The sequence below is a fragment of the Virgibacillus sp. SK37 genome (assembly GCF_000725285.1).
Lineage (GTDB): Bacteria > Bacillota > Bacilli > Bacillales > Amphibacillaceae > Virgibacillus_Q.
In genome coordinates, this window is sequence record NZ_CP007161.1 from 1,612,931 (window position 1) to 1,629,847 (window position 16,917).

A 16,917-nucleotide genomic window follows, 5' to 3' on the forward strand; every position below is an offset into this window, starting at 1 on the left:
ACTTTATTTGCTGCCTGCTTACATTATATATTGCCTATTCTAAAATACTATTAATTCCATCCTGGTTTTGGCTAGAATGTTTTGATAAAATGGGTCATCTCCAATACATACCACCCGATCACAAAGAGAAGTTATTTCATCCATATCGTGTGAGATATAAATAACAATTTTCCCATACTTTTTCGCCTGTACTTGTAAATAATTACCTATCTCTTTACGTGACTTCAGATCAATTCCAACAGTAGGCTCATCCAGCAATAAAAGGAGAGGATCATGAATTAAGCTAATAGCTAAATTCAATTTACGCTTCATTCCACCTGATAGTGTGTGTACAGGTTCATCCCATTTATCAAGATTCATGTCTAAACAAAGTTGTTTTAACTCAGCTGTTGATTTTCTTATCCATGATAGTTTTTCAAAAAATACCATATTTTCTCTTACTGTAAATTCCTCCCATAATGCTAATTCCTGTGGAACAAAGCCGATTTGCTTTCTGATTTCTTTTTTATGGCTGTCATAATTGCTATTTTCTAATATAATTGCCCCTGTAGTTGGCTTATCAATTGTAGCTAGTAGTTGAATTAAAGTAGATTTACCTGCACCGTTTTCTCCTACCAGCCCAACGATCTCCCCTTTTTCAATAGATAATGAGATACTGTTCAGAATTTGTTTTTTACCATACGATTTTGACAATGATTCAATAGTGAGCATCGGATTTCCCCTTTCTTCCATGCCAAAATATAACAATTGCAGATAGCAGAATGAACCACAAAAACCCTATTTCATTATGCAAGAAGGGCTGTAACGGGTGAAGTGAATTAATAACGCTAATTTTCTCAGGAAGCCTATCCATTGGAATAATACTTCCGCTTGTTATCGCCACAATTAAAGAAAAAGAAAATGAAAAAACATAATATAAATAAGCATTTTTGAATAATAGAGCAAGTGTAAAAGCAGCCATTATTAGAGTCAGACGAAACATAACCAAACTTATAATAAAGGTAAGGGAAATAGGCTCGGTAAGAAATATAGTGAACAAGCTGACAGTGATTATATCAAATAAAAGAAATAAGCACAGATAAATAAAGCTATTTTGTATGGCATACATTTTAAAAGAAAATTTAGTAAAGGTAAAACGTTTATAGATAGGAGAGGTCTTCTCCTTGATCAACCAATCATATAGTAAAAGCGTAGATAAAAAGCTAAAAATCGCCCATAATCCCCATGGATTTACTAGAGAACTTTTCTTTTCAACAGGAGATTCTTCCGCCGTTGTGAAAGAAAAGGAAGTTTGAAGTAAATTCTGCTGCTTCTCTATTTCTTTACTTTTTTTCACGATTTCATCAATTGTCCAGGTGGAACTGGAATCATATACTTTACTAAGCTGTTGAACCGTAAACGCAGCCTTAACGCGTCCGGTATCCTGTTGAATAATTGACTGAATTGCTTCAGAAACGGGTGTATAGCCAAAAGATAAATCGGATCGAATTCCTGAAATTAATCTATTTCTGCTTCCTTTTAATATTTTTTCTGTATAACCTTCTTTAATTATAAAGGCACTGTCCAGCTTATGAATTTCAATTTGGTGCAATGCTTCTTCTTCTGTCAATACCTCAACTTGCAAGGAAGAGATGTTGTTTAATTCCTTGAGCAATCGATCTGTATAATCTGTTTTCTCCTGTAGTACAATACCTACAGGGATTTTTCCATTTCCTTGAGCAGTTTCTATTACCATTATAATACTGAAAGTTAATATGATCGGTAATAACATCCAAAACAGAAGCATTCCTTTTTGACGTTTCCAGAAAAGCAGACGAGTGGTTAAGATTGCTTTCATAAATATGTACGCTCCTTTATTTGTGCCACTCCTATAAGAGCTAAAATTACTGCTGACATGAGTACGAATAAAGGTAAATAATCAACAAATAAGCGTTGTTCGAGTACAGTTTGCTGAAGCCAATAAAAAGCCTCCGTGGAGGGGCTGTATTGCAGGATGTCTTGTATAATTAAAGGAAAATAGATTGTAGGTATAAGCGCCCCGCTGATAAGCAACATAAATCCTGTCAATCCTGCTTGGACCAGCAATCGTATTTTTGCTGATGAAATAATTATTTCCACGAAAGCCAACAGAACCAAAAATATTATACCGTATAGTAAGCTGATAAGGATAATTCGTATTATATTTTCCAGTGATATGCTCCAAGTAAGCAAATGATTTAAACCATGAAAAAGTATACCCGCTAATAAAGAACTGAAAAGTACTGTAACCACTATTTTTGCGATCAACTGTTGGATCTCGGAAACCCCATATAATCTCATCCGGGTTTTTAAAAGAGGGGTCTCTTCTTTCCCTAATAAACTGTACATACCCAACATCCATAAGGTGAAAATGATAAACCAACTACCTAATCCGTAATAATGCAGGGGTGCAGATGTTGTTTGATTAGAAATCTTCTCTTCTGAAACAATTTTGTCCTTACCAATTGTATAAAATAGGAACTCTTTAAATTGCTCAAATACTAAATCGTTTCTCGTTTTATCATCGATAGTCATATTTTTTGCGTATTGATTTATAGTTAATATGTTTGCTTGAGATGCACGTATATGTCTTGTAATACTTTCAATTAATTCCTTAACCATATGACTCTCAATAGGTTTATAGGAGTTTCCGATTATTGGTATTGTGACGGAATTGCCTTTATATAAATCTGTAGTAAAGTTGCTTGGAAAAACTATATAGGCAGTTAAATCATTTGATTGAATGGCATCCTCGGCAGTTTGTTCTTCCATCCCTTTTAGACGAATAAAAGAACCTAGTTGGGAAGACTCTTCAATTAAATCAACTACTAATTGTGTTTCTTTGGATTGCTCTAGATCCACTAATCCAACTTGTATGGGGACGGTCTCCGAGGGAGAAAAAAAAGAGATGGTAATCGTAATTACTAAACCAATGATCACAATGGGGAGAAGTAAAAGGAGAGGAAGTGATAGCCACTTCCTCTTAAGGTATCTTGCATTATTAGTAACAAATAAGATGATGTTTCTTATGAAATGCATACAAGCACTTCCAATCCTGAAAATTAATTACTGAAACTATTAAAATCCTAAATTACCACTACCTGCTAAAATACCAAAAATCCACTGCTGAAATTTTGGTGTGACATCTGTTTCCATATAATTCATAATTTCATCAGCACTCATGCTACCTAAATCTTTGACATCTTCCTCTGATGGTATTTCCACTTTTTCAATGGTTTTTCCTTCTGTATTGATGTGAAGACCGAACATATCTTGACTCAGTCCTGGACTTTCAAGAGAAAAATCATGTACTGCTTTCATTTGGTCTTTTTCGTAATTAGCTTCTCCGTCCCAGATTAGGCTGCCGCCAGCTCCAGATGCATCTTCATAGGAGAATGTGCGTGTAAACTCCCGCTTCCCATCTTTTAATGTTTCTGAGCCATCATAGGTAATTGCCATGTCTTCAACGGATAGATTAATAGAGTCTTTTGCTTTTTGATCCTTCCATGATAATTCACCAGAAAGTTTCATATTTCCTTCACTATAGTTATCGGAGAAACCTAGATCATAATTAAATGATTGTGTTTCTGATTTTAGTAACTGAGAGCCTTTAACTGTAAAAGCGACAAGTTCTTCTTTTGATGGACCCATTTCTAGTTTGAAGTCCCGCTGTACAACTTTGTCATCATTAACCCAAATAATCGACGTTAATCCATCTGGTATTTGAAAATCTTTTAGTGATTCTTTCGCATCTTTAATACCAGTTTCAAAGTCTTTCATTGTTTGATTGATATCTTGACTAGCTGGTGTACCTATTTGCTGAAGGGCCATTTGCTCTTCAATTATTTCCTTTAATTTTTCATCGTCTTTCATTTTATCTAATACTTTTGTAATAATTGTTTTTAATTGATCCTCTGATAAATGAAATTTAATTTTTTCGCTCTCAAGGGACTCATCTTGAACTTTAACCGTTTCTTCAGTAGTTTTAAAAGCATCCTCTGGAATTTCTTCATAAATCATTTTGCCATATTCTTCTTTGAGGTATTCCAAGTCTTCTGCATTTTTCCCGCTATCAAATAGATAATCCAGGTTAAGAGATTCTTCTCCTGTAAAGGTTACTGGATCCATTTCATGTAGAAGGGAGCCCAAATTCTCATCTTTGATTTGTAATAACTCCTCTATAAACGGCAGCCCAACCAATAGCTTTTCAGCAGTTATGTAAACATTGAAGTTATCAATTTCTACCCCGCCAATGTCTGCTTTTAACTTAGCATTCATTTTCTTTGCTTCCATGTCTGCTTCACTCGTAAGCGTGACGGTGGAATTATTAATGAATTGGGAAGGGTCAAATGTTCCTGATCCTCCAGCTGCAGGGTCATTATATTCTGCTGATAATTCCATTGTTGATCTGGTTGGATTTTCTTCTGTCTGCTCTACCCACTCTAACTCTGGTTGGTATCGGTCTTCTACTTCCTCCACTAAGAAATCGAGCGTATTCTTCTCTGCTAGAAAATACTTTTCTTTATCAGAAAGGTTAAGCAGCACAAAAGCAGCTACACTCCCGCCAATAACTAAGACGAGCGCTACAATAATTGCGACAAGCCCTTTTGAGACCCCTTTCTTTCTTACCCCATCGTTTGTTGACTCTGTCATGCCATTTCTCCTCTCTTTATGTAGCTCATTATTATGTCTATGATGAAGATAGACAAGTAATAATAAAGTATCTTCATTTTTTATATCACTTACTAAATATATAGTCAAATTGTTCTAAAAAACTTTTGTATCTTAATGTATGAAAGGTGTTAGTTATCTTGAAGTGAAGATATTTGATTAGTTATAAATGCCTACACTTTAATGAAAAAGTTATTATTTCATCCCTTTTTAAAACGGAAAATATGTAATTATAAACTTATTGGGTAAAAAGAATTATTTTTTAAAAAAGTGGGGAAGGCACAAAGAATATTTAAGGCTATAAGGTTTTTGAAAAAAATAAAAAATAAAAAAATCCGAACTATGATTCCATATTATATGAATCGGTTCGGATTTTCATTAACTAAATTAATTTGTCATAGCATCTTTTTAAGTTATTGGGTATTTGTAGCTTGTTTGACACCTTGTTCCAAAGCATCAATCATTTCCTGTTTTTCCTGTTCATCTGATTGTTGCCAGATTAATTCAAATAGTACGCCAAGACCTGGTAGCATTTTCTCTTCACCTGCTTGAATGGCATCCACAATCGTTGCTTCAAGTTGGTCCTGATCATTTGTTGCAATATTGGATAGAATAGCTTTTCTAAGGTTTAAGTTCATTGCATTTCACTCCTTTTCAGTAAAAGTAAACTAAAGATAGTTTGACCTAACTCTGCTGAAATATGTATGATGTAGTAAATAAATAAACAATAAGGAAGGCCTAAAATGATTACATCAGTTAAAAATGAAAAGATAAAAGCATTGCGAAAACTTCAGAAGAGAAGGGAGCGAGAAGTCAGCCGAAAATTTTTGGTAGAAGGATTTCATTTAGTTGATGAGGCAAGGAGGAGTAATTGGGAAATTGATGAGGTAATAATTCAAGAAGGCACAGATATTCCTGAATGGTGTCATCAATACAAGCTGTTTGAAGTTAGCTCAAATGTCTTCCAACATTTTTCACAAATGAAAACACCTCAGGGGATTGCTGCAGTTGTGAATATGAACGAGATAGAAGAGGTTAAAGGTAACTATATGCTTTTAATTGATTCGATACAAGATCCTGGCAATTTAGGAACGATGATTCGTACTGCCGACGCAGCGGGTTATGATGGTATTATTTTAGGTAATGATACAGTGGATATGTTTAATGATAAAGTGATCCGTGCTACACAGGGATCTATCTTTCATATTCTTGTAATTAAGGGAGATTTAGAAGAAAAGGTAGCAGACCTTAAGAATAAAGGTTTTCAAGTTTGGGCAACTGCTCTAAAGAATGCGAAGAATTATAACGAAGTAAATGTGGAAGAGAAAGTAGCTTTAATCGTCGGAAACGAGGGTGCTGGCGTAAAGGAGCCTCTTCTTCAATTGGCAGATTCTATTGTTACTATACCGATCTACGGAAAGGCAGAATCACTCAATGTAAGTATTGCTGCAGGAATATTAATGTATTATACCAAGAGTTAGATTTGCATTATTTAATAAATATAATTATAATAACTAAAGATCTAATTAATAAATAAAATTGAAATAATATCAAAGCATTGAAGGAGACAGACTACAGGCTGATTACGGACAAGGGAAGAAATGCCCTGGACTGTAAGCATTTCTACCGTAAGACTGTTGTCATTTCACTCTGGAGCTAAGACTTGGACCTTGTTCAGCAAGTAAAGGTGTTTCGGACTTAACATCCGTTATCATGTCAAGAGATGGGCACATGGGAAATCATGGGCCAATTAGGGTGGTACCGCGAAGCAAAGTCTCGTCCCTTTTTTGGGGATAGAGGCTTTTTTATATGGTTCGATTTAGCTTTAGACACAGTTTAACCTATAATTAAGGAGGTATTTTGCTATGAGAGAACAGTTGGAAACAATTCAATCAGACGCTCTTGAAAAAATTGGTCAAGCAGCAGACACGAAAGAACTTCAAGAAATTAAAGTAGCTTATTTGGGGAAAAAGGGATCACTAACCACGGTATTAAGAGGTATGGGGAAACTGTCAAAGGAAGAAAGACCTGTTATTGGCGAAATGGCAAACAAAGTAAGAGAAGCAATTACAGAAGCGCTCAACGCAAAAAGTGAAAAACTGGAATTGGTAGCCTTAGAAAAGCAGTTGGAAAAGGAAGCAATTGATGTAACGCTGCCAGGGCGTCCGATAAATGTTGGAGGTCCTCATCTATTAACTAAAATTGTGGAAGAAATTGAAGATCTTTTTATCGGCATGGGATTTGAAGTAAGAGAGGGTCCAGAAGTGGAAACAGACTATTATAACTTTGAGGCACTTAATCTCCCGAAAGGTCACCCCGCTCGTGATATGCAGGATACTTTTTACCTAACTAATGAACTGCTGATGAGAACACATACCTCTCCTGTACAGGCAAGAACGATGCGAGAGTTTGATGGTCAAAAGCCTGTGAAAATGATTTGCCCTGGTAAGGTATATCGCCGTGATACAGATGACGCGACACATTCCCATCAGTTCACTCAAATTGAAGGACTTTATGTTGATAAAAATGTAACGATGAGTGACTTAAAAGGAATATTAGATGTGTTTGCCAAAAAAAATGTTTGGGGCAGATCGAGAAATACGACTTCGACCAAGCTTCTTCCCATTTACAGAACCTTCCGTAGAAATGGATATTTCCTGTAAGGTTTGTGGTGGGGAAGGTTGTTCGGTATGTAAAGGCACTGGTTGGATTGAAATATTAGGTGCCGGTATGGTACATCCAAATGTTTTATCAATGGCTGGCTATAACCCAGAGGAGTATACAGGCTTTGCTTTCGGTATGGGGCCGGAGAGAATTGCCATGCTTAAGTATGGAGTAAATGATATTAGACAGTTCTACACAAACGACATTCGTTTTTTAAAACAGTATCATAATGCTTAGAGAGGGGCTTAAAAATGTTAGTATCATTAAATTGGCTAAAAAACTATGTTGATATTGGTTCTATTCAGCCAGAAGTATTAGCTGAAAAAATAACTAAATCAGGTATTGAAGTAGATAGTATTGAATATGTAGCGGAAAAAAGTGAAAATGTAGTTGTAGGCTACGTAGAATCATGTGAACAGCATCCGAATGCTGATAAATTAAATTTATGCCAGGTGAATGTTGGGGAAGAAACCTTACAAATTATCTGCGGAGCTCCCAATGTAGCACAAGGACAAAAAGTAGCTGTTGCTAAACCAGGAGCTCTTTTACCAGGTGATTTTAAAATAAAGAAAGTAAAGCTTCGTGGGATTGAATCAAATGGGATGATATGCTCACTTCAAGAATTGGGAATAGAAGAGAAGTATGTTCCTAAGGATGCAGCCGATGGAATTTTCGTTTTCCCAGAGGATGTAAATGTTGGTGAAAGTGTAGAACCATTATTAAATTTAAATGATGCTGTACTCGAATTTGATTTAACACCTAATCGAGCAGATTGTTTATCCATGTTGGGAGTAGCTTATGAAGTGGCCGCAATTTTGGGCCAGAATATTCAATTGCCAGATGAAGCGTATGAAACACTAGAAGAGGAAGCTTCTGATTACATCTCTGTATCTGTGGATGCGAAAGATTTAAATCCATATTACGGGGCATTTATTATTAAAGATGTAGAGATAAAACCATCTCCATTATGGATGAGTAACTATTTAATTGCAGCAGGAATCCGACCAATAAATAACGTTGTTGATATTACAAATTATGTTTTGTTGGAGTATGGGCAGCCACTGCACGCATTTGACTATGATAGATTACATTCAAATGAAATTGTTGTCCGTAGAGCAAATAATGGGGAAACAATTGTAACATTAGATGAGCAGGAAAGAACTTTAACAGAAGAGCATCTGGTAATAACGAACGGCAAAGAACCAGTAGCATTGGCTGGTGTAATGGGTGGTCATAACACAGAGGTAACCGAGCAAACTACTACTGTTTTATTAGAAGCTGCTTACTTTGCACCATCTGCGGTAAGAACAACTGTCAAATATACTGGACTGCGCAGTGAGTCAAGCACCAGATTTGAGAAGGGAATAGATCCTAATCGTGTGAAGGCAGCTGGGATGAGGGCTTGTCAATTATTCCAAAAGTATGCAAACGGTAAGGTTCTTCGAAATGTAGTGGAGTATGATGAATTAGATTGTACAGAAAAAGTAATAACTATGAACACTACAGAAATTAACAAACGTTTAGGAACAGAAATTACTACAAGTGAAATCGTAAATATTTTAAATAAGCTTCGCTTTGATTTTGACAATGAAGGTGACACCTTTACAGTAAATGCACCGACTCGTCGTCAGGATATTACAATATTTGAAGATATGCTAGAAGAAGTGGCAAGGATTTATGGTTATGACCATCTTCCATACACTTTACCTTCAGGAGCTTCACAAGCAGGCGGTTTAACAGATAGGCAACAGTTAAAAAGAAATATTAATAATTTCTTGCAAGGTGCAGGCTTGCTGGAAACTATCTCGTATTCTTTAACAAATGAAAACTTTGTAAATAAATTAATCAGCCCGGAAATAAAGGAAGAGAGCGTACATGCTGTCCAACTCGCAATGCCGATGAGTGAGGATCATAAATATTTACGGCTAAGTCTATTGCCTGAACTCGTAAGTATACTTGCATATAACCAGGCTAGAAATCAAAATGATCTGGCTTACTATGAGCTTGGTAAAATATTTATATCTGATGAAGAATCGCTTACAAAGCAACCTGATGAAAGATTAAGACTATCTGGAGCAATTACTGGAAAATGGATGGAGCATCCATGGCAGCAGGAAAAGAAAGAAGTTGATTTCTATGTGGTCAAAGGTATTATGGAGGGGCTCTTTAATTATTTAAAACTTCCTATTGTATTTGAAGCTGCCAGGCTGGATGATTTGCATCCAGGTAGATGTGCAATTATGAAATTGGATAATCAGGCGATCGGTTTTATAGGGCAATTGCATCCAGTATTACAGAAGAAATGGGAAGTGAAAGATACGTATGTATTTGATTTGAATATGGAAACAGTATTTTCTGCTTTCAACTCCATCCCTACCTATAAAGAAATACCAAAATATCCTTCTATCGCAAGAGATGTTGCTTTCATTCTGGATGCAGATATCCATGCAGGTAAAGTAAAAGAAACAATTGAAGAGATAGGTGCTCCATTGGTGAAGAGTGTTAATATATTTGATGTATACCATGGCGCCAATGTAGAAGAAGGAAAGAAATCAGTTGCATATAGCTTGCTTTATCAAGATCCGGAAAAAACGTTGACAGATGAAGAAATTGAAAAATCTTTCAACCAGATTGTAGAGACAGTTAATAATAAATTTAATGCAAATATCCGTGGATAAAAGCTTTTAATAGCAGCAAAAGCCGAACAGGATTCGAAATTTTTTAGTTGTTTTCGAATTCGTTCGGCTTTTTAGGTTTTAATAAATATGTTGAGGTTATACAATGATTCACAAAATGGATAAACTGCGAAGTAACTAAGGATATAGAGGCTACGTAAATCACCGCTACGGGGAAATATTCCGCTTTCCGCGGGCGGCTGATGAGCCTCGGGCCAACACGAAGTTGGTCATGAAGGCGTTGCGACAGGACGTCGCGACCTTAGCCTTCCAACCCCTATAACGCGTTCCGGGGTCTCATCTAGGCCTCTCCTCCCGCGCCGGCGGAAAGCGTCCGCCTGAAACGCAAATCAATGGGTGCTTCTTCTGTAAAATGAATTACTCCGTCCACCACAAGTTAGTTCGCGGTTTCCCCAAATATGAATTAACAAAATACGTTAGTTCCTTAACTTTTGCAATAAAACTGCTTTTTAAAAGATAAGGATGAATAAGAAATTATGTTTTATCAATTTCTTATTTATAAACGGCCATTCTCAGCTGAAACGTACAAGGATGCTTTAGTGCTGGTAATTTTCAGGAATTTGTTTTTTATACCCTTTTCCTTTTATTTAATATATGCCTGTGCCTTTGTGGTATTGGCAAAGTGTGTCTTGGCACAATTGTCCAAGGTAGATTCACCTTTTTCTAATATTATTTTAGCTATCGTCTGGTCGACTTTTTTAGAAGCTCCTTTAGGAAGTACAATGCCCAATTTATCAGATAAAAGATCCATCTCACTTAAGAAACGACTTCTTGCTATAATAGAAGCTGCGGCTACGGCTATGGAATAACTTTCAGCCTTTGTCATAAAGTATGTTTTTTCGAAAATGGATTCTTGTTCAGTCGCAATATGCCTTTTAAAGACATGTGGCTCGCAAAATTGATCAATTAGGATACCGCCTAATTGAGTTGTATCAATATTCTTAGCAATATTCTTTATAACATGATGGTGAAGCATTGCTTTCATCTTACCTTGTGTCCAACCTTTCTCTTGTAGCCGGTTGTATTTTTCATTAGGCAACACAAGAGAGGAATAAGGAAGGTTGAGTTTTACCATTTCACGTGCAAGTTTTCTAATTACAGAGTCAGTCAGATTTTTTGAATCTTTTACACCCATAGACTTCAGCAAATGGATTTGTTCCTTTTTAATAAAGACACCAGCTACTGTGATGGGTCCAAAATAATCGCCTGTTCCTGCTTCATCCGTACCGATATGATTATTAGTAAATAATGATTCCGGTGGAGAATAACTGTTAGTCGACTTCTTTGTTTTTTTATTCTGGCCCACTTTCCCCTTACTTTCCGGCCATCTCCCAGCTTCTGTTTCCGGATTGCTCCCCTGAAAGAGAACCTTTCCGGAATGATAGGCGGTAATAACCGCGTATGGTGTTTTCGCCCGAAAAATAGCCCCTTGTGGTGTGGATGTTAAGTATGTTGAATAAAAGCTTTTCATTTCAATAATTTTGTCTTTTGATATCGTTGTAACTACTTGAGCCATGAGATCACTCCAATTCATTCGGTAATATAGACTATAGCAAATTTAAAGAAAGAAAGAAATGACTTTCAAAGGCATTATGAATAGATCACAGTTTCCTAAATAGTTTAGTTCATGTTAATATAAGATGTACAATTTTCTCGGTAGGAGGATAAGAGATGTCCGAACATGAAAAATCTAGACTAACTGTTGAAATACATAACAAAACATATACGATTATTGGTTCAGAATCTCCAAGTCATGTACGGTTGGTTGCCAGCCTCGTTGATCAGAAAATGAATGAGATTCAAGATTCGAATCGACATCTTGATACAGCTAAATTGGCAGTTTTGACTGCTGTTAATACGATGAGCGATTACCTGAAACTTAAAGAAGATTATGCTACATTACTAGGCTCATTGAATAAGAAAGAGGATAAATAAAATGGTTGATATTATTATCATTATGATTTTGATTTTTGGTTTTTTAATTGGATTAAAGAGAGGATTAATTCTACAATTATTTCATCTAATAAGTTTTGTGGTGGCTTTCATAGTTGCAGCTCTTTATTATGATCAGTTAGGACCAAAGCTAGCGTTATGGATACCATATCCTGAATTACCAGACGAAAGTAAATGGGCCGAATTTCTTCAGAATCTACCTTTGGAAAACGGCTTTTACAATGCAATAGCCTTCGCTATCATATTTTTTGCTGTGAAGATTATCTTGCAAATTATTGCTTCTATGCTTGACTTTATTGCATCTCTTCCAGTCCTTAACTCTGTGAATAAGATATTGGGGGCAGTACTTGGATTTGTAGAAATTTATTTACTACTCTTTATTATATTATATATCATGGCGTTAACACCAATGGAGGGTATACAATCATGGATAAATAGGTCAAACATGGCACTATTAATTCTTGAACATACACCATACTTGTCTGGACAGATTCAGGAATTATGGTTTACCCATATTGCAGATATGTTGAAAGAATAGTCATAACGTGAAATAGAAAGACGCCTTCATTGCTGATGCTATCATTTTAATAGGAGACTGGTTCAAAGTATTAGAGAAACACTTATGTGTCATGTACAATAAGTGTTAACTAGATTGAATCAGTCTTTTTTGCTAAAGCTTTTATCCGTAACGGCGAATGAAAAGCTGCTGGGCATAACTATAATGGTACCATTAATTTGTAATCAATATATTCGCTTCCCCATAACTTAAATCATTATAAGAGCAGGTGTGCATGCATGACGATAAATAAAAAAGATGTTATAAAATTATTGGAAAAAATTGCGATTTATCTAGAATTAAAAGGAGAAAATCCATTTAAAATTTCAGCGTATAGAAAAGCCGCTCAAGCCTTAGAACGAGACGACAGATCGCTAAATGATATAGATGATTTCACAAAAATAAATGGAATTGGTAAAGGAACCAGTACTGTTATGGAAGAATTCATCGAACAAGGAGAATCTAAAACGCTACAAGAACTAGAGAAGGAAGTACCAGAAGGATTAGTTCCACTTCTTCAGTTACCCGGATTAGGAGGTAAAAAGCTGGCCAAACTTTACCAAGAATTGGGGGTAACGGACAAACAAACATTACAAGAGGCTTGTGAAAACGGCCAAGTAGAAAGTTTATCCGGTTTTGGGAAGAAGACCGCAGAGAAGATTTTGGAGGCTATTGAGGAAAGTGGTAAAAGGCCGGAACGTCTGCCAATTGCTATTATGCTTCCGATCGCTGAAAAAATAGAGCAATATGTGAAGCAAATTAAAGAGGTGAAAGATTTCTCCCGTGCAGGCAGTTTACGAAGAATGCGAGAGACTGTTAAAGATCTTGATTTCATAATTGCAACAGAGGAGCCTGCAATTGTGCGCGACACTCTCCTTAAAATGGAAAATATTAAGGATGTTATTGCAAAGGGTGAAACCAAGGTGTCAGTCACAATTGATGAGGTATATGATGTCAATATAGATTTTCGCCTTGTTTCTAAGAGTGAATTTGCTTCCACATTACACCATTTTACTGGTTCAAAAGAACACAATGTCGCAATGAGACAACGCGCTAAAGAGCGAGGGGAAAAGATTAGTGAATATGGGGTGGAGGTAGAAGAAACAGAAGAACTCCTCACTTTTGAAAGTGAAGCAGACTTTTTTAACCACTTTGGTCTTACTTTCATCCCTCCTGAAGTCAGAGAAAACACAGGAGAGCTTGAGGCATACGAGGAGCACGTAGATCTTCTTGAATTGAAAGATATTAAGGGAGATCTTCATATGCATACAACCTGGAGTGACGGTGCTCAGTCCCTTGAAGAAATGGCCAATATGGCGCGAGAGATAGGCTATTCCTATATTGCGATTACAGATCATTCAAAGTATCTTCGAGTTGCAAATGGCTTGAATGAGAAAAGGTTAAGAGAACAAAGAGAGAAGATAAATAAATTAAATCAGAAATATAAAGATTTTCATATCTTTGCAGGTGTGGAAATGGATATATTACCAGATGGGAAGTTGGATTTCTCCACTGACTTCTTAAATGAAATGGACTTTGTAATTGGGGCTATTCATTCAAATTTTAATCAACCAAAGGAAAAAATAATGGATCGTTTATATGCTGCTTTGGAAAACCCCTATGTGTCGCTAATTGCACATCCGACTGGGAGGTTAATTGGCAGAAGAAATGGTTATGAAGTCGAAATGGATAAATTAATTATGCGAGCAAAGGAAACAGATACTGCATTAGAAATAAATGCAAATCCAAATCGGTTGGATCTTTCTGCAGAATGGGCAAGAAAGGCAAATGATATGGGAGTTAAGCTTGCCGTTAATACAGATGCCCATAATTATCAAATGCTTGATCATATGAAATATGGGATTGGGACAGCCAGAAAGGGTTGGGCAAATAAAAAAAATGTGTTAAACACATGGCCAAAAGAGAAACTAATTGACTACTTTAATCGTAATAAATAGATGGGATTAGTTATAAGTGAATGTGAGTATTTTTTAAAAGGAGTAAGAATGTATGAATGACCGTGTGCTTCGTGTACTTGAATATAAAAAAATTAGAGATGAATTAATCAATCAGACAGAAACATCTTTGGGCAAGAAAATGGCTGGTAAATTGAAGCCGTCAACAAAATTTAAAGAGGTAGTATATTTGCAAAACGAAACAGATGAAGCCATGCAAATTATACGGTTAAACTTACATGTCCCATTAGGTGGTATTCGTGATATTAATGAGTCCTTAAAAAGAGCCGTAATTGGTGGGGTATTATCTACAGTTGAATGTTTGGATGTAGCGAATACGATTTATGGAGGCAGACAGGTAAAGGATTTTATTGAAAAATTGGAGGAGAATATTCCAATACTACAAGACCTTGTTCTGCGGATCACTCCATTAAGAGAGCTGGAAAAGAATATAAAAAGCAGTATTGACGACCATGGCCACATGATGGATAGTGCTTCTCAACGGTTACGCAGTATACGATCTACAATACGAACCCTTGAGAGCAGAGTTAGAGATAAGTTGGACAGCTTTACCAAGACAAAAAGCAATATGTTATCAGATTCAATAATTACCATTCGAAATGATCGGTATGTTCTTCCGGTCAAGCAGGAATATCGTGGTTCGATAGGTGGAATAGTTCATGATCAGTCAGCTTCTGGCCAAACGTTGTTTATGGAACCCAGAGCTGTCGTTGACTTAAATAATCAGCTTCAAGAAGCATCCATTCAAGAAAAGCAAGAGGTAGAGCGAATTCTTCGTGAGTTAAGTGAACAAATCGCGAATCAAGAAGGATTTTTAACTGAGAATATTGCGGTGCTTGGCCAAATTGATTTTATGTTCGCTAGAGCGAAACTGGGAAATAGAATGAAGGCATCCAAGCCGAAGATGAATGAACGTGGAATCATTAAAATGAAACAAGCACGTCACCCATTAATTACTGCCGATGAAGTGGTGGCAAACGATGTAGAAATCGGTGATACTTATACAACTATTGTAATTACTGGTCCGAACACCGGAGGTAAAACGGTGACATTAAAAATGGTCGGATTATGTACATTAATGGCCCAGTCCGGTCTGCAGGTGCCTGCCTTGGATGGCTGTGAATTATCTGTGTTTAAGCAGGTCTTTGCAGATATTGGTGACGAGCAATCCATTGAGCAGAATTTAAGTACATTTTCTTCACATATGACAAATATTGTGAACATCATGGAAGAAGTTGATGATAGATCGCTTGTCTTGTTTGATGAGCTTGGAGCAGGAACCGACCCTCAAGAAGGTGCAGCTCTGGCAATGTCTATATTGGATGAAGTCATCTCCAGAAATGCCCGGGTAATTGCAACGACACATTATCCGGAATTAAAAGCTTTTGGCTACAACCGTGAACAGGTAGTAAATGCTTCGGTTGAATTTGATGTAAACACGTTACGACCAACATATCGATTATTACTGGGAGTACCCGGTAGAAGTAATGCGTTTGAGATTTCAAAGCGTTTGGGTCTACGAACTACTATTATCGAAAATGCAAAATCACATATCGGAACAGATTCTGAAAGTGTGGAAAATATGATTGCTTCTTTGGAAAAATCACAAATAGAAGCAGAAAATGATTATGAAAAAGCTCATGAGATCTTAATGGAAAGTGAAAAAATTCATGAGGAATTAAAGAAGCAATGGAAACAATTTGAGCAAAAAAGAGAAAACTTATTTAAAAAGGCAGAAGAAAAGGCGGAAAAGGCTTTAACTAGAGCTAGAGAAGAAGCAGAAGAGATTGTCCAGGAAATTAGAAGAATGAAAACAGGTGCAGAGTTAAAAGAACATGAATGGATTGAAGCAAAAAAGATGCTTGAGGATGCAAAGCCTGAACTATCTTCTAAGGAGCAGGAAATTCAAACGCCGACACCTTCTACGGCTAAAGAGTTACGTAATGGAGATGAAATAAAACTACTCACAATTAATCAGAAGGGTACTATTGTTGAAAAGATTAATGATAAGGAATATCTAATTCAGGTAGGAATCATGAAAGTAAAAGCTAACCGAAAGGATCTCCAACTAATCGGTAAACAGAAGCAAACGTACGAGAAACCTCTGACTACTGTTAAGGGATCCAATTATCATGTGAAACCTGAGCTCGATCTCCGTGGAGAACGGTTTGAAGATGCTTTACTTCAACTTGAAAAATATATGGATGACGTATTTTTGGCAGGATATTCAAAGGTATCCATTATTCACGGTAAGGGAACAGGTGCATTGCGAAAAGGTGTACAAGATTTTGTAAAGAATCATCCCCGCATCAAGTCATCCAGAGCGGGTGCTGCTGGAGAAGGTGGTAGTGGAGTTACTGTAATAGAATTAAATTAATAAAGA

The 16,917-nt window shown here is 36.4% G+C and carries 12 protein-coding genes and 1 pseudogene; 7 read left to right on the top strand and 6 right to left on the bottom strand.

What is annotated here, in order from left to right; translation table 11 throughout:
* Nucleotides 1-39 precede the first annotated feature (39 nt).
* From X953_RS08325 to sspI, 5 genes are all read right to left on the bottom strand, one after another.
* Entirely contained in the window at nt 40-711 is a 672-nt protein-coding gene (locus tag X953_RS08325) for an ABC transporter ATP-binding protein (RefSeq protein ID WP_040955157.1), read from the bottom strand.
* The gene (locus tag X953_RS08330) at nt 698-1,837 is read right to left on the bottom strand and encodes an ABC transporter permease (RefSeq protein WP_040955158.1); all 1,140 of its coding nucleotides are present in this window, start codon (nt 1,835-1,837) and stop codon (nt 698-700) included. The genes X953_RS08325 and X953_RS08330 overlap by 14 nt, the downstream gene beginning before the upstream one ends.
* Entirely contained in the window at nt 1,834-3,057 is a 1,224-nt protein-coding gene (locus X953_RS08335) for an ABC transporter permease (RefSeq protein ID WP_040955159.1), read from the bottom strand. The genes X953_RS08330 and X953_RS08335 overlap by 4 nt, the downstream gene beginning before the upstream one ends.
* 39 nt (nt 3,058-3,096) lie before the next feature.
* A complete protein-coding gene (locus X953_RS08340; RefSeq protein ID WP_040955160.1) occupies nt 3,097-4,671 on the bottom strand; it encodes a DUF6583 family protein in 1,575 nt (524 codons plus the stop codon).
* A gap of 431 nt (nt 4,672-5,102) precedes the next feature.
* The gene (gene sspI / locus X953_RS08345) at nt 5,103-5,327 is read right to left on the bottom strand and encodes a small acid-soluble spore protein SspI (RefSeq protein ID WP_040955161.1); all 225 of its coding nucleotides are present in this window, start codon (nt 5,325-5,327) and stop codon (nt 5,103-5,105) included.
* Between the two features lie 105 nt (nt 5,328-5,432).
* On the opposite strand from sspI, the gene X953_RS08350 reads away from it, so the two are divergent.
* The 3 genes and pseudogenes from X953_RS08350 (at nt 5,433) to pheT (ending at nt 10,031) form a co-directional block, all read left to right on the top strand.
* Entirely contained in the window at nt 5,433-6,170 is a 738-nt protein-coding gene (locus X953_RS08350) for an RNA methyltransferase (protein WP_040955162.1), read from the top strand.
* Nucleotides 6,171-6,554: 384 nt separating this feature from the next.
* Nucleotides 6,555-7,590 (top strand): annotated as a pseudogene (pheS, locus tag X953_RS08355) (phenylalanine--tRNA ligase subunit alpha).
* A 14-nt stretch (nt 7,591-7,604) separates the two neighbouring features.
* Complete coding sequence (pheT, locus tag X953_RS08360; protein WP_040955163.1) at nt 7,605-10,031, top strand: phenylalanine--tRNA ligase subunit beta; 2,427 nt, start codon at nt 7,605-7,607, stop codon at nt 10,029-10,031.
* A gap of 601 nt (nt 10,032-10,632) precedes the next feature.
* On the opposite strand, the gene rnhC is transcribed toward pheT, so the two are convergent.
* A complete protein-coding gene (gene rnhC, locus X953_RS08365) occupies nt 10,633-11,565 on the bottom strand; it encodes a ribonuclease HIII (protein ID WP_040955164.1) in 933 nt (310 codons plus the stop codon).
* A gap of 155 nt (nt 11,566-11,720) precedes the next feature.
* On the opposite strand from rnhC, the gene zapA reads away from it, so the two are divergent.
* The 4 genes from zapA (at nt 11,721) to X953_RS08385 (ending at nt 16,911) form a co-directional block, all read left to right on the top strand.
* Complete coding sequence (gene zapA, locus X953_RS08370; protein ID WP_040955165.1) at nt 11,721-11,984, top strand: cell division protein ZapA; 264 nt, start codon at nt 11,721-11,723, stop codon at nt 11,982-11,984.
* 1 nt (nt 11,985) lies between these two features.
* On the top strand, nt 11,986-12,540 hold the full coding sequence (locus X953_RS08375) for a CvpA family protein (RefSeq protein WP_040955166.1): 555 nt from the start codon (nt 11,986-11,988) through the stop codon (nt 12,538-12,540).
* A 257-nt stretch (nt 12,541-12,797) separates the two neighbouring features.
* Complete coding sequence (gene polX / locus X953_RS08380) at nt 12,798-14,516, top strand: DNA polymerase/3'-5' exonuclease PolX (RefSeq protein ID WP_040955167.1); 1,719 nt, start codon at nt 12,798-12,800, stop codon at nt 14,514-14,516.
* A gap of 52 nt (nt 14,517-14,568) precedes the next feature.
* Nucleotides 14,569-16,911, top strand: a complete 2,343-nt coding sequence (locus X953_RS08385) for an endonuclease MutS2 (RefSeq protein WP_040955168.1) — start codon at nt 14,569-14,571, stop codon at nt 16,909-16,911.
* Nucleotides 16,912-16,917: the final 6 nt, after the last annotated feature.

Excerpts from the sequence above, each read along its gene's own strand:
- X953_RS08325 (WP_040955157.1), bottom strand. The coding sequence starts at position 711 with ATGCTCACTATTGAATCATTGTCAAAATCGTATGGTAAAAAACAAATT.
- X953_RS08330 (WP_040955158.1), bottom strand. The coding sequence starts at position 1,837 with ATGAAAGCAATCTTAACCACTCGTCTGCTTTTCTGGAAACGTCAAAAA.
- X953_RS08335 (WP_040955159.1), bottom strand. The coding sequence starts at position 3,057 with ATGCATTTCATAAGAAACATCATCTTATTTGTTACTAATAATGCAAGA.
- X953_RS08340 (WP_040955160.1), bottom strand. The coding sequence starts at position 4,671 with ATGACAGAGTCAACAAACGATGGGGTAAGAAAGAAAGGGGTCTCAAAA.
- sspI (WP_040955161.1), bottom strand. The coding sequence starts at position 5,327 with ATGAACTTAAACCTTAGAAAAGCTATTCTATCCAATATTGCAACAAAT.
- X953_RS08350 (WP_040955162.1), top strand. The coding sequence starts at position 5,433 with ATGATTACATCAGTTAAAAATGAAAAGATAAAAGCATTGCGAAAACTT.
- pheT (WP_040955163.1), top strand. The coding sequence starts at position 7,605 with ATGTTAGTATCATTAAATTGGCTAAAAAACTATGTTGATATTGGTTCT.
- rnhC (WP_040955164.1), bottom strand. The coding sequence starts at position 11,565 with ATGGCTCAAGTAGTTACAACGATATCAAAAGACAAAATTATTGAAATG.
- zapA (WP_040955165.1), top strand. The coding sequence starts at position 11,721 with ATGTCCGAACATGAAAAATCTAGACTAACTGTTGAAATACATAACAAA.
- X953_RS08375 (WP_040955166.1), top strand. The coding sequence starts at position 11,986 with ATGGTTGATATTATTATCATTATGATTTTGATTTTTGGTTTTTTAATT.
- polX (WP_040955167.1), top strand. The coding sequence starts at position 12,798 with ATGACGATAAATAAAAAAGATGTTATAAAATTATTGGAAAAAATTGCG.
- X953_RS08385 (WP_040955168.1), top strand. The coding sequence starts at position 14,569 with ATGAATGACCGTGTGCTTCGTGTACTTGAATATAAAAAAATTAGAGAT.